Genomic DNA, 13,788 nt, shown 5'->3' on the forward strand with positions numbered 1-13,788 from the left:
TCCATAACCAAGAATTAAAGTACATTTCAGTTACAATTATAACTCAAGAAATAAACTTATAAAAAATATCCTCATATTCATAGGAAATCTCAACATACTTTTCATAACAAGTCTTTCTTCTAATCCGGAAAAATCACCTAGTAGCTCTACATAATAACTGACTATCTCCTTATAAAGATTCCTATCTGAAGTAGCTCTAACTATCTCTTCAGAAAAAAATATCTTCTCATATATTTTTAAATTATTCACATTATTCAAAAAATCTCTAAGTGCTTTATATATATTTATTCTATATAATAATTCTTGAGTCTTTACATATTCTTTAATAGCCTTTCCTATCTCTCGGTAAGAATAACCTCCTTCTAAATCTATATCCAATAATTTAAATTTTTGAATATCTTCACTCTTTCCTCTAAAAAAGGAATACACGAAATCATCTACCCCTAACTCTTCAGCTGTTCTTCGTTTAATTTTTACAAGGATACTCCTGGATTTTATAGTTGGAAGAATATTCAAATTACTATTTAAAAGAATAAAAAAGCTTCCTTTATTTGGCTCTTCTATAAGTTTCAAAAGAGCATTACTAGATTCTTTTCTCATTTTACTAATATCTTTTATTATAAATACCTTTTTATTTCCTTCATAAGGACTTGAAGATGATTTATAAGCTAATTCTCTTATCTCATCAATTTTTAATCCATCAGGATTATCTAGTATCTCTAAATCACTGTAAAGCATCTTCTCTATCCTTTTACAGATATTACACTCCCCACAAAAATCTCCCTCTAAAGTTTCACAACACAATCCTTTAGCAAAATGTAGAGCAAATTCCATAAGCAAGCTCATATCACTCCCATAGAAGAGATAAGTTCCAGAATCTTTTTCTAGCTTTAATTCATTTTTAAAAAACTCTTTTACCTCTTCATTGGAAATTATATCTTTTATCATTATCTCTCTGCCTTCTCTATCTGTCTTAAAACATTTAATTGGTCTAAAGCAAGACCAGCCCCTCTAACTACACTTTCTAACGGATTTTCAGCCAATTTTACTGTTAGGTTTGTATGCTTTGCTATCAATTCTGGGAAATTTCTAATAAGTGAACCTCCACCTGCCATTATCATACCTTTATCAATTATATCTGAAGCAAGTTCTGGTGGAGTTTGTTCTAATACATATTTTACACATTCTACTATCTCCATTAGAGAATCATGTATAGCTTCCCTTACCTCTTCTGAAGTTATTACTACAGTTTTAGGAAGTCCCATTATTAAATCTCTTCCCTTTATAGTCATTATCTCTTCCTCTTCTAGTGGTAATGCTGTTCCTATTTTTATCTTTACTTCTTCAGCTGTTTTATCTCCTATTAAAAGATTATGAGTCTTTTTTACATATTTCACAATGTCTGCATCAAAATTATTTCCAGCTGTTCTTATAGTTTTACTAACAACCGTTCCACCAAGAGAGATAACTGCTACGTCAGTAGATCCTCCACCAATATCTATTATCATATTTCCCTCAGGTACAGATATATCCATCCCCGATCCAAGAGCTGCAGCTCTTGCTTCTTCTATCAAGTATGCTCTTTTAGCTCCGGCAGAAATAGCAGCTTCAAGAACAGCTCTTTTTTCTACACCAGTAACATCTATTGGAACACATATCATTATCTCGGGCATAAAAAAATTATATGAGCCAAAAACTTTTTTAATAAAATATTTTATCATAGCCTCTGTTACATCATAATCAGCTATAACTCCTTCACTAAGAGGTTTTACTGCCACTATTGTATCAGGAGTTTTTCCCAACATCTCTTTAGCCTCATTTCCAACAGCTAATATCTTTCTACTCTCTCTTTCTACTGCTACAACAGACGGTTCATTTAAAACTATTCTTCTATGCTTTTTACTATACACTAAAGTATTTGCTGTTCCCAAATCTATTCCTAAACTTCTATTAAACCCAATATTTGGAAATTTAAATTTCATTTTCTTTCTCCTCCACACATAAATTTACTGCTAGTTCTATTAAATCCATTCTATTTTTTATATAAAATCCAGCTATTAAAGCTTCAAAAGCTGTTGCTTCTCTATACTCTTGTACATTACAAGATCTTGGAAAAGTCTTTATATTTCCATTCTTCGACCTATTTCCCAACATTTGGAATTCTTTATCTAATCTAGGAAAAAGCTCTCTGTACAGTTTACTTTGTTTTTTAGCATTTACACAATCTTTTACTTTTTTATTTAGATTTCGTAAATTCAAGCCCTTAGATATCCAATACTTTCTAATGTTTAACTCCCATATTGAATCTCCTAGATAAGCTAATATTAGTCCACTAGTTTCTCTTAAATCTACATTGTCCATGTAGTCTTATCCTTTCCATCTTTTATTTTTATTCCCATTTCAGCTAATCTATCTCTTATCTTATCTGACATAGCCCAATTCTTTTCATTTCTCGCTTCTCTTCTAAGTTCAAGTATAAACTCTATAAGTTCAGAAGTCATATTTCCTACAACTGTTTCAAGCTTTAATTTCACTCCTAAAGCCTCTTCCATAACATTTATAATATACTCAACAGTCTCTTTTACTATCTCTGCTCCCTCTGCATTGATAGGAGTATCCACAGCTTTATTTAGCTCTTTTACCAATTCAAATATAGCTCCAAGTCCCATCGAAGTATTGAAGTCCTCATCCATAGCAGCTATAAATTTCTCTTTTGCTACAGCTAATTGCTCCTTTAATTCCATACAAGAGCTTCCATCAGCTTTTACATCTACTACTGCTTCTTTTCCTCTCATTATAGCATTCTCTATCCTTTCAAGAGAAGTTTTAGCTTGAGTAAGTTCTGCATCTGAAAAATCTATTGGCTTTCTATAGTGAGAGCTAAGCACAAACAGTCTTACAACTCTACCATCATAGTGCTCTAATACATCTCTAAGTAGGAAGAAATTTCCAAGAGATTTAGACATTTTTTCTCCATTTACATTGATATATCCATTGTGCATCCAATATCTTGCATAATCTCCACCACAACCACATTTAGATTGTGCTATCTCATTTTCATGATGTGGGAATATTAAGTCTTGTCCTCCTCCATGAATATCAAATGTATCTCCTAAATATTTATGAGACATAGCTGAACACTCTATATGCCAACCTGGTCTGCCTTGTCCCCAAGGAGAGTCCCAGCTTGGTTCTCCCTCTTTAGCCTTTTTCCATAGAGCAAAATCTAGCGGAGATTTTTTTATTTCACTTATCTCTATTCTTGCTCCACTTCTTAAATCTTCAAGATTTTGATGAGATAATCCTAAATACTCATCTTTGTATGATTCTACATCAAAATATACATCTCCTTGCGACTCATAGGCATGCCCTTTTTCTATCAGAGATTTAATTATCTTTATCATTCCACCTATATGCTCAGTAGCCTTAGGTCTAGTCATTCCCTCTTCTTTTAAATTTACCTTAGCTGTATCTTCAAAGTAAGCTTTAATATATTTTTCAGCTACCTCTTCACAACTTATCCCCTCTTCATTTGCTCTTTTAATTATCTTATCATCTACATCTGTAAAGTTTGAAACATAGTTTACCCTATATCCTCTAAATTCAAAATATCTTCTTACAGTATCAAAAAATATTGCTGGTCTAGCATTTCCTATATGTATATAGTTGTACACAGTAGGACCACATACATACATTGATACCTCTCCATCTTTTATAGGTTTAAACTCTTCTAACTTTCTAGTAAAAGTGTTATATATTTTTATCATATCTGCCTCCTAATCACCATCTTTTTAAACTCTTCCACTGGAATTATAAGCTTTATCTTTACATTTTGATCCTCTCCATGTATTGTCGCTTCTACTCCTTCAAATCCCATAAATTCAAAAGATTCTAGCTTTCCATAAACAAAAGTCTCATCACTCAAAGCTACAACTTTTGTCCTTTCGTCAAATTTACTATCACCTATAATCACTATTCCATCTTTTTTTTCTATTTTTCTTCCTATATAAAAAGCTGAATTTTCATCTCCTAGCATTTTCAATACTTTTTCTATCTCCGGCGCCTCATCCTTTATTTTTATCATAAATGAATTCTCATCAACTCTATAAAGTACCTCTCCATCTATCTCTTTCAAAATTTTTTCAATATCTATTCCAAGCAAATTTTTCCAAAGTATTAAAATTGACTTAATATCTATATTAACCCCTGTAACAAAAGGATTAAATAATAATTTATCCAATTTTGAAAAATCATTTACTGAAAAATATATATTATTTTTTCCAAAATATTTTAATAATTCCCTTTCATTCTTATTATTTTTAAAAATTTCGTTCTTTTCTTTATCTAAAACTAATTCAATATCTGATATTAATTTTCCATCCTTTATATCCACACTATTAATCAAATAATCCAGTCCATAAAACTCAACTTCTGTATTATTATATATAAATGTTCCTAATAAATTATCTCTTTGTAAATCTAATCTCTCTTCTATTTCTTTATTATATAAATATTTTTTATCTTTTACCATAAAATCTTTTAGATTTTTCTCACCAAGGGAAAATATAAACAACCCCTTATAGTTTTTCATAAATAAATCTGTCTTTAATTTAGGTAGATACTTATCTTTGTACTCTCTTTTTAAAACATATAAATCATCTTTCAATTCAAAGTATCTTCCTAGATTTTTTAAAAGAAAAAAATACCAATATCCTGTATCCACGACAACTGTAAAAGATTTTTCATTTATTGCATAGAACTCTTTGTCAGAAAAAACATAAAATTTAGAAATATATTTCAAGTTTGAGATTTCAGAATTCAAACCACTTACTTTCTCCTTATCAAATAATTCCAATAAAAGAGTAAAATTCTTACTACTTATTCCCTCATTTGCATATATTATTTTAGTTTCTTTAGTTATAAAATCCCTAGGAGATGCCTTGTATACTACTTTATACCCCAAAAATATTCCTAAAATTAGTACTACAACTGCTATAAATCCTACTATCTTTTTCATAAACTATCACCTATTGGAATCTTTTATTTTCTATTCTTTTTATCTCTTTTTTTGTAAGATTTAGATTTTCCGTTTTAAACATCGGAGCTTTAAATCTAGCTCTTCTTACCTCTTCCTCTTTTAACTCACAAGTAAAAAAATCCTCTTTTAAGTACTCGCCCTCTACTACTATCTCACCATTTGGTGCTACTACAAATGAGTTTCCAAAGAAAGTAACACCATCTTCCACTCCAGCTCTATTTACTGCTACAGAATATACTCCATTAAGTAAAGAGTTAGTTTTAACTATTGTTTTCCATCCCTCAGATAACTCCTCTTTTTTCTTTCCAACTACTGCAGGAGAATTAAATAATATAAAAACATACTTTGCTCCATCTTGGGCTAAAATATATTGAGTTGATTGGTGCCATACATCTTCACAAATTAATATTCCTAATCTTCCAAATTTTGTATCAAAGGCTCTTACCTTATTTCCTGCCATAAAGTTCCTACCCTCTTGATAAGCTCCATAAGTAGGAAGATATACTTTTCTATGCTTGTGTGCTACTTTTCCATCTTCTAAATAGTAAGCTGTATTGTATGGATATTCCTCTTCTCCTAACTCTACTGCTCCAAATATTATACTTATCTCCTTGCTCTTTTCTAGTAATACACTTGGTACTTCTTTTATAGCTACATCAAAAACTATATCATCTAATGAGTATCCTGTAAGTGATAACTCTGGAAATACTACTATATCATTTTTTTCTGCTATGGCTTTATCAATTACTTCTAGCATCATATTTAAATTTTTCTCTACATTTCCTAGTGTTGGTTTTATCTGCCCTATATATACTTTCATGTTCACTCCTTATCCAAGGAAATTAGAAATTCCTCTGTAAGTTAGAATATTGAGTAACTATGCTCATCTCACTAAAAATGCAAAACTCGGCTTTGCCTCAAACAGTTGCATTTTTTAGCGTTCGATTTCGCTGTGTTCCTCTTATATTCTAACTTAATCGCCGTCATTTCTAAATTTCCTTAATATACTCAAACTATAAATTGTTCCTATAAAAATTTTAAGTCCTCTTGAGTAGTAATCTTAATATTGTCATAATCTCCAAGAACTATTTTAACCTTTCCACCTATTCTCTCCACTAGAGATGAGTCATCAGTTCCTAAAAAGTTTTCTCTTTCAGCTATCTCATAAGCTTCTTTTAATAATTTTCCTTCAAAGGCTTGAGGTGTATGTACTGCTACTAGATCAGCTCTTTTAGGAGTAGATACCACTTCAAAACTTTCATTTATTACTTTGATAGTATCCTTTACCTGTACTCCTACTACTGCTCCTAACCTCTCTTCTACTACTACTCTACAACACTCCTCTATATACTTCTCTTTTAAAAATGGTCTTACTCCATCTTGAACTAAAATTATATCACTGTTATTATCATATTTTAGTGCATTGTATATAGAGTTTTGTCTCTCTTTTCCACCCTCTATTACTTTCACTATCTTAGATAATCCATATTGATTACAATAATTTTCTACTAAAGATACATTCTCTTTATTAGTAACTACTACTATCTCATCTACTATCTTAGAATTTTGTGCTACTTCCAATGGCATTATAAAAAGTGGCTTTCCTTTATACTCGAAAAATTGTTTAGGGTAACCTAGTCCCATTCTCTTTCCTACTCCTGCAGCTGCAACTATCATAGTTACTTTAAAGTTACTACTGTACATCCTAGTCCTCCCTCTCCATGTCCTCCTAATCTGTACTCTTTTACATATCTACATTTTTTCAAGTAGTTTAATATTCCCTCTCTTAGAGCTCCTGTTCCCTTACCATGAATTATATATACCTCAGTATATGAGTTCATAACAGCTCTATCTAAATAAGTCTCAAGCTCATATACAGCCTCATCTACCATCTTACCTCTTAAATCTATCTCATTTCTTACTGAAGTCTTAGTGTGTGAAAAAGTATTATACTCTTTCTTAGCCTTTTCCTTTACAACTTTTACATCATCCATAGATACCTCTAATTTTAAGATACCTGCTTGAACTTGAACTGTCTCTTTTCCACCATTGATTTTTAAAACATTAGCAAATTGATTTAAGCTATTTACAAATACCTTATCTCCAACTTTATAATCAACTTTTCTAGCAATCTTTGGTTTTTCCTCAACATTTTTATTTCTATCATCTTGAAGAGCCGATCTAAGCATATTAAGACTTTTTTGCACATTCTTAACATCCTCTTTCTTATTCTCTTCCTTTTGAATCTTCTCAACAAGAGCTACTGCTTTAGCTTGCATCTCTTTCATCATCTTATCAGCTTTTTCATATGCCTCTTTTAGTATCTCATTTTTCTCCTTTTCCAATACTCTTAATTTTTCAGCATACTCATCTCTATCCCTTTGAGCTGCAGCTTTTAAAAACTCAACTTGTTGTTTCATAGCCTCTAGCTCATCAGCTTTCTCTTTTATATTAGCTATCATCTTTTCTATTTTTTTATTATCATCACCTATATAGCTCTTAGCTTTCTCTATTACCTCATCAGATACTCCAAGCCTTTTAGCTATTGTAAGAGCATTACTCTCTCCGGGTATTCCTATCAATAATCTATAAGTAGGAGATAGAGTATTTACATCAAACTCCATAGAAGCTGTCTCTATTCCCTCTTCATTATATCCATGAGCCTTTACCTCACTATAGTGAGTTGTGATAAAAGATTTACACTTTCTATCTCTTAAATAATCTATAACAGCCATAGCAAAAGCTGAACCTTCTATTGGGTCAGTTCCTGATCCTAACTCATCTAGTAATACTAAAGAGCTTTTATTTACACTTTCTAAAATCTCCTGTACATTTTTTAAGTGTGCAGAGAATGAGGATAGAGATTGTTCTATACTTTGCTCATCTCCAATATCTGCATATACTCCTGTAAAGAACCCTATGCTTGTATGCTCATGAGCTGGGATAGGTATTCCTGATAGAGCCATAAGAGTTAGAAGTCCAGCTGTTTTAAGTGCTACTGTTTTTCCCCCTGTATTTGGTCCTGTGATAAGTAGAGTATTGTAATCTTTTCCTATCTCAAATGTCAGTGGAACTATCTTATCAGCTGGTATAAATGGGTGTCTTGCATCTACTAAGCTCAACATCTCTTTATTATTTATATTAGGTATTACACAATTTTTTTCTATTCCATATACAGCTCTAGCATTTAAAATATCAAGAGATAGTATTGCTTCTCCTACTGCATCTATATCCTCTCTATTATTTCTCACATGCTCAGTTATTCTAAGTAGAATTTTTCTTATCTCCTCTTTTTCTTTTAACTCTAGCTCTCTCATCTTATTGTTTAGAGCTACTATTGAAAGAGGCTCTATAAATACGGTTTGACCACTAGAAGATCTATCATGCTCTATACCTTTTATAAGCCCTTTAAAGTCAGCTTTTACAGGAACTACACTTCTTCCATCTCTCTCTGTTATTATTCTCTCTTGAAAAGCTTTGGCTAAACTTGGCTCATCAAATAACTCATCAAATTTTCTTTTTATATTTATTGAAAGAGTTTTTTTATGTATTCTTAGATCCCTTAAATCTAAAGAGGCATCATCTTTTATTTCTTTATTATTATCTATTGCTTTATTGATAATATCCTCTATTCCTCTCATTACAGGTACATCATGATATCTATCTTTTAAATCTCTATATTTTCCTAAATCCTCTAATCTAGTTTTAAAAAGTCTAAAAATTCTTAAATTAAAGTTTATATCCCATAAATCCTCTACATCAAGATATGCTCCTATAAGTTGTGATTTCTCTGTCATTTTACAGATATCTTTCATCCCAGCAGTTTCAAATCCACCATCATATTTTATAAAGTCTGTAAAATCTTTTAAAATATCTAGCTCTCTATTAAGTGAACTAAAATCTTTTAATGGAGATAAATTCATTATTTTATAATGATTTTCCTCAATCACGCTATAAGCAGATAATTCCTCTCTTAATTTATCAAACTCTAATACTTTATAACTATGTGTATTCATTTTTTTACTCCCTAATTTATTATTTCATTCACCTCTTATTATAGCATAAATCTCTAATTTTCTTAACTTTATTCAAGAAAATTTAAAAAAAACTTGAAATTTCCTCGATTTAATGATACAATTATATGCATTGTGTATATAAATTATTTTAAGAAAGGAGAGAAACAGAATGCAAAGATGTGAAATTACAGGAGTAGGACTAATCAGTGGAAACCAAATTTCTCATTCACACAGATTAACTAGAAGAGTTTGGAAACCTAACTTACAAGTAACTACTATCAATGTAAATGGAGCTCCTATTAAAGTAAAAGTTTGTTCTAGAACTTTAAAAACTTTAAAAGGTCTTAATGATGTAGAAGTTATGAAATTTTTAAAAGCTAACGAAACAACTTTAAGTACAAGACTTCAAAAAGCTATGGCAAAATAGTTTTTAGTCAATAAAAAAGACAGCTTAATTAAAAGCATGTCTTTTTTTATTTTTTGTACCTTCTTCCAATCTCTATTTTTATCTTAACTACATTTATATTTTCTGGTAATCCCTCTAATTCTGTTATGAGATACTCTTCATATGCATCTCCTAATATAATATAATTTTCTTTTTCTATTTTATCCAATATATCATTATATATTCTATCTATCTCATCTACTCCACCTTTATAATAATATACTGCATAAGTTTTTTCCTCTAACTCTTTTTCATCTTTTCTATCCTCTATAAATAAACAACATACTCTTCCGAAGTTTCTCTTCTTTAAATCTTCTACAGATATTACAGAACCTATACTTATCACATCTATCTTATTTAACTTCAACATAAATTCATTGTACATCTCTAACCACTCTTCTAAGGAGATTTCTAAATCTTTATCTGTCAAATTACTATAGATATATTTTCTGCTCTTCTCTTTTTTTATATAAAGTTTTTCAAACTCAACACTCTCTCCTTCAAGAAGATTTTCCTTTATACTTTCAAATCTCCTTTTTATATTTCCTAATCTCTCTATCTCTCTATCTATTCCTACTATCTGCTCATCTACTAATTCTAATAGCTTAAGTACTGATGGTGTTGCAAAATATTCCTGCAATTTACTTATTGAAATATTCATCTCTCTAAATGCTAAAATTGTAGCTAAAATAGGAATTTGAGTTGAGCTATAATATCTATAACCCTTTGCATCTACCTCTATTGGTTGAAATAGTCCTATCTTATCATAATAAAAAAGAGTATCTTTCTTGATATTAAATTTTTTAGCAAATTCTCCTGTTGTATATAACTTTTTATCTCTTCTATTCATAAATCCCACCTTTTCTCTTGACTATGGAGTTACTCTATAGTTTATACTATTTCTGGAAATAAATCAAAGATTTAAGGAGTTTTTATGGAAAATATAACTTTGTTTGAAAAAACACCACCTTTAAAACTATTTTTTAAAGCTGCCATACCAGGTTCTATTGGAATGCTTGCTTCAGCTATATATCTATTTTTTGATGGAGTTATTATCAGTAGACTTCTAGGAGAAACTGCATTTGCTGCTTTTAATCTCACTATTCCAATAGTTGTTTTAAACTTTGGTTTTGCTGATTTAATAGGATTAGGTTCCTCAGTAAATATTGCAATTTTATTAGGAGAAAAAAAGTTTGAAAAAGCATCTAAAATTTTTTCACTCTCTTGTTTTACTATACTTATATCTAGTACTATCTTAGGTATATTATTATTTCTCCTTGCTCCTACTATTTTATACTCTTTAGGAGCTACTGGAGAGCTTGCTAGACAATCTATAAAATATTTGAGAGTATATGCTTTATTTTCTCCACTTACTACTATCACTTTTGCAGTTGATAACTATTTAAGAATTTGTGGAAAAATAAAATTTAGTATGTTTTTAAATATTTTAATGTCATTTTTATGTATCTCTCTTGAGATTTTATTCCTATATTTCTTAAATTTTGAATTAATAGGTGCTGCCCTTGCTAACTGTATAGCATTTTTTATATGTACACTTATAGCCTTTTCTCAATTTTTTTATAAAGATAGTAGCTTAAAGTTTTGTAAATTTAAAATTGAGTTAGAACTTTTAAAATCAATATTTATAAATGGAATGCCCACATTTTTAAATAATGTAGCTAGCCGTATCACTAATATTTTATTTAATTACTTATTACTCTATCTAGGTGGAATTTCAGCTGTTAGTGTCTATGGGATATTGATGTCTATTGATGCTTTTATCCTGCCTATTCTCTATGGTATGTGTGACGCCTTACAGCCAGCACTTGGATATAACTGGGGAGCTAAAAATTACTCTCGTCTTAAAGAGATAGAAAAATATTGTTTAATTGCTAGTGCTATAGCTTCCATAGTTACAAGTTTTATTCTCTTTTTCTTAACTGATGAGATCGCTTCCCTATTTATTGTAAAAAAAGATGAAACCTTTATAATGGCTATACCTGCCCTTATAATCTACGCTACAACATATCTCACTAGATGGTTCTCTTTTGCTATACAAAGTTTTATGTCAGCCATTGGAAAATTTAGTTTTGCAACTATTATTTCACTGTGTGTGAGCTTTATCTTTCCAATAATCTCTATTCCTATTTTATGGAATTTAAAACTTACAGGTCTTTGGTTGAACTCATCTATTACTTCAATGCTGACAGGAATTATCTCAATACTTTTACTAAAAAAACTTTTAAGAAATTTTAAACAAAAAAATATATAATTTTCTTATTAAAATACAGAAGGGGACTGTTATAGCAATTTATATCAATCCCCTTCATCATTTTACTTATCTATTATCCTATACTCAATAACTTTCATTTTTCTATCATTAGGTTCAGCCAATCCGTTTGTTGCCTTTCCTTCATCTATTCCCTTTATTATTAATTTTACTTCAGGATAAACAGCTCCCTTTGTCTCAATCTCTTCTCTCAATTTTCTATTTAGACTTTCAAGTGTATCATCATCACTATATAACCAATACCCTTGATTACTCTTAGTATCTTGGAATATTCTTACCTCGTGTCCATAGGTATATACTCCTTGATACTCTTTGACTTTTTGATTATTACATCCTAATAATATTGCTCCCAAAGTCAAAATTCCTAATATCTTTTTCATTTGAAACCACCTCTTTAGTTAAAAAAGAGGCATTGAAACCTCTTATCTTAAAAATTAAATTTATACCCTATTGATAAAGTCGTTCTTGAATAGTCATAACTTTTCCTTAATTTTTCTCCATCATTAAATGAGTAATTTACATCTGCTTTATTTACTTTATACATAACTTCAAATAAAAAGTTATTATACTCTATTCCAGCACCTAGCCCATAGTATAACCCATTATCTACTGACGTTTTTGCTATTGGTCCATCCCATGTCTCTATAGCATCTTTTTCTCCAAAGTTATAGGCATAACCTAAATCAGCCTTTAAATATGGTTTTACATTAGTTCCAAGTGGTATATTGTACTTAGCTACTGCATACAATGGTAGAGACTTATACCCCGTATTTTTTATTATCTGAAATTTTTGATTATAACTTAAATTTATTTTATCTGGATCTCCATGGTCCTGTAGTGCTATTCCTAATCCTAACTCCAAATTTGGATAAAACTCTTTTGTTCCTTCAATAGCAAACTCAAATCCTCCATCTCCATCAGCAGAACGATTTGATACCTCGCCTCTAATATAATCATTTTTAAACTCGCTTGAGATATCTACTCCTGTTTTAAAATAAAGGTTCGTTCTCTCGTCTGCCATTGCTATCGAAGATAAAACTACTAATCCAAATAATATTTTTTTCATATAAAAACCTCCATATATCCCGAATAATTATGCAGATTATAGTCTAGATTTTATTAGATGTCAAATCTATATCCAAATGATAATGTTGTTCTTGAATACTCATAATCAAATTTAGAGGATTTCGCACCATTATATTCATGCTGAACCTTTGCTCTATTTACTTTATACATCAATTCCACTACAAAGTTATTATACTCTATTCCTGCCCCTAGTCCATAGTATAACCCATTGTCTACTGACATTTTTATTTTCTCATTTTCTACCTTTAAATCCTTTTCATCAAAGTTAAAAGAGTATCCTAAATCAGTTTTTAAATATGGTTTTATATTGCTCTCTAAAGGTATATTATATTTAGCTACTGCATAAGCTGGTAATGATTTATATCCTGTATTTTGAAATTTCTCTCCTCCTATTTTACCTGCCTCTGGTCTTCCATGATCTTGATAAGAGAATCCAAGCCCTAACTCTAAATTTGGATAAAACTCTCTAGTTACCTCAGCTGTTAAATCAAAACCTAATCTATCACTCTCTGATTTATTGAGAGATTGTCCTGATGCCACTTCTATCTCATCAAATTTTCCTGAAATATCTAATCCTGTTTTTAAATAAAGATTTGCTCCATCTCCTGCCATTACTATCGATGACACAACTGCTAATCCTAATAATACTTTCTTCATAAACTAAAAATCCTCCTATTTTTGATAATATCCTCCCCTTTTATCAAATATATAGACTTTATTAGTTATCATAAAGTATTATATCAGTTTTTTAAAAATACGTCAATCTATTTTTAAAAAATATTTTTATGAAAGAATATTTTTATAATTTTTATTTTACTAAATTTTAGAAAATATTCATACCATTCTTTTTTATCTCATCCACTGAAATAAATTTAATGCTCTAGTATTCATATAATATTCCTAAGCTATCTCT

Annotated in this window: 14 protein-coding genes; 2 read left to right on the forward strand and 12 right to left on the reverse strand. The window is 30.0% G+C overall.

Annotated elements, in window-relative coordinates:
• Positions 1-36 precede the first annotated feature (36 nt).
• The 8 genes from DYA59_RS08175 to DYA59_RS08210 form a co-directional block, all read right to left on the reverse strand.
• Positions 37-948, reverse strand: a complete 912-nt coding sequence (locus DYA59_RS08175) for an ATPase (protein WP_115271095.1) — start codon at positions 946-948, stop codon at positions 37-39.
• On the reverse strand, positions 948-1,982 hold the full coding sequence (mreB, locus tag DYA59_RS08180) for a rod shape-determining protein (RefSeq protein ID WP_115271097.1): 1,035 nt from the start codon (positions 1,980-1,982) through the stop codon (positions 948-950). The genes DYA59_RS08175 and mreB overlap by 1 nt, the downstream gene beginning before the upstream one ends.
• Positions 1,972-2,361: a ribonuclease III domain-containing protein gene (locus tag DYA59_RS08185; protein ID WP_115271099.1), complete on the reverse strand. Its 390-nt coding sequence runs from the start codon at positions 2,359-2,361 to the stop codon at positions 1,972-1,974. The genes mreB and DYA59_RS08185 overlap by 11 nt, the downstream gene beginning before the upstream one ends.
• A complete protein-coding gene (gene cysS, locus DYA59_RS08190) occupies positions 2,349-3,767 on the reverse strand; it encodes a cysteine--tRNA ligase (protein ID WP_115271101.1) in 1,419 nt (472 codons plus the stop codon). The genes DYA59_RS08185 and cysS overlap by 13 nt, the downstream gene beginning before the upstream one ends.
• A complete protein-coding gene (locus tag DYA59_RS08195; protein ID WP_115271103.1) occupies positions 3,764-5,017 on the reverse strand; it encodes a hypothetical protein in 1,254 nt (417 codons plus the stop codon). Before DYA59_RS08195 ends, cysS begins: the two co-directional genes overlap by 4 nt.
• A 10-nt stretch (positions 5,018-5,027) precedes the next feature.
• Complete coding sequence (locus DYA59_RS08200) at positions 5,028-5,858, reverse strand: nitrilase-related carbon-nitrogen hydrolase (RefSeq protein WP_115271105.1); 831 nt, start codon at positions 5,856-5,858, stop codon at positions 5,028-5,030.
• Between the two features lie 206 nt (positions 5,859-6,064).
• Positions 6,065-6,742 (reverse strand): 2-C-methyl-D-erythritol 4-phosphate cytidylyltransferase, encoded by a 678-nt coding sequence (gene ispD, locus DYA59_RS08205; RefSeq protein WP_115271107.1) that lies wholly within the window; start codon positions 6,740-6,742, stop codon positions 6,065-6,067.
• Positions 6,718-9,054, reverse strand: coding sequence for an endonuclease MutS2 (locus tag DYA59_RS08210; RefSeq protein ID WP_115271109.1), 2,337 nt, complete (start codon positions 9,052-9,054; stop codon positions 6,718-6,720). The genes ispD and DYA59_RS08210 overlap by 25 nt, the downstream gene beginning before the upstream one ends.
• Before the next feature lie 169 nt (positions 9,055-9,223).
• Here DYA59_RS08210 and rpmB point away from each other — a divergent pair, with 169 nt between their 5' ends.
• Positions 9,224-9,481 (forward strand): 50S ribosomal protein L28, encoded by a 258-nt coding sequence (rpmB, locus tag DYA59_RS08215; RefSeq protein ID WP_115271111.1) that lies wholly within the window; start codon positions 9,224-9,226, stop codon positions 9,479-9,481.
• A 46-nt stretch (positions 9,482-9,527) separates the two neighbouring features.
• On the opposite strand, the gene DYA59_RS08220 is transcribed toward rpmB, so the two are convergent.
• Positions 9,528-10,349 (reverse strand): MerR family transcriptional regulator, encoded by an 822-nt coding sequence (locus DYA59_RS08220; RefSeq protein ID WP_115271113.1) that lies wholly within the window; start codon positions 10,347-10,349, stop codon positions 9,528-9,530.
• An 84-nt stretch (positions 10,350-10,433) separates the two neighbouring features.
• Here DYA59_RS08220 and DYA59_RS08225 point away from each other — a divergent pair, with 84 nt between their 5' ends.
• Positions 10,434-11,771, forward strand: coding sequence for an MATE family efflux transporter (locus DYA59_RS08225; RefSeq protein ID WP_115271115.1), 1,338 nt, complete (start codon positions 10,434-10,436; stop codon positions 11,769-11,771).
• A 62-nt stretch (positions 11,772-11,833) separates the two neighbouring features.
• On the opposite strand, the gene DYA59_RS08230 is transcribed toward DYA59_RS08225, so the two are convergent.
• Genes DYA59_RS08230 through DYA59_RS08240 form a run of 3 tightly spaced genes read right to left on the reverse strand, consistent with a single transcriptional unit; the run spans position 11,834 to position 13,532 of the window.
• Positions 11,834-12,169, reverse strand: coding sequence for a hypothetical protein (locus tag DYA59_RS08230; RefSeq protein ID WP_115271117.1), 336 nt, complete (start codon positions 12,167-12,169; stop codon positions 11,834-11,836).
• Positions 12,170-12,216: 47 nt separating this feature from the next.
• Positions 12,217-12,855 (reverse strand): outer membrane beta-barrel protein, encoded by a 639-nt coding sequence (locus DYA59_RS08235; RefSeq protein WP_115271119.1) that lies wholly within the window; start codon positions 12,853-12,855, stop codon positions 12,217-12,219.
• Between the two features lie 53 nt (positions 12,856-12,908).
• A complete protein-coding gene (locus tag DYA59_RS08240; protein WP_115271121.1) occupies positions 12,909-13,532 on the reverse strand; it encodes an OmpW family outer membrane protein in 624 nt (207 codons plus the stop codon).
• Positions 13,533-13,788 lie beyond the last annotated feature (256 nt).

The organism is Fusobacterium necrogenes, from assembly GCF_900450765.1.
GTDB lineage: Bacteria > Fusobacteriota > Fusobacteriia > Fusobacteriales > Fusobacteriaceae > Fusobacterium_A > Fusobacterium_A necrogenes.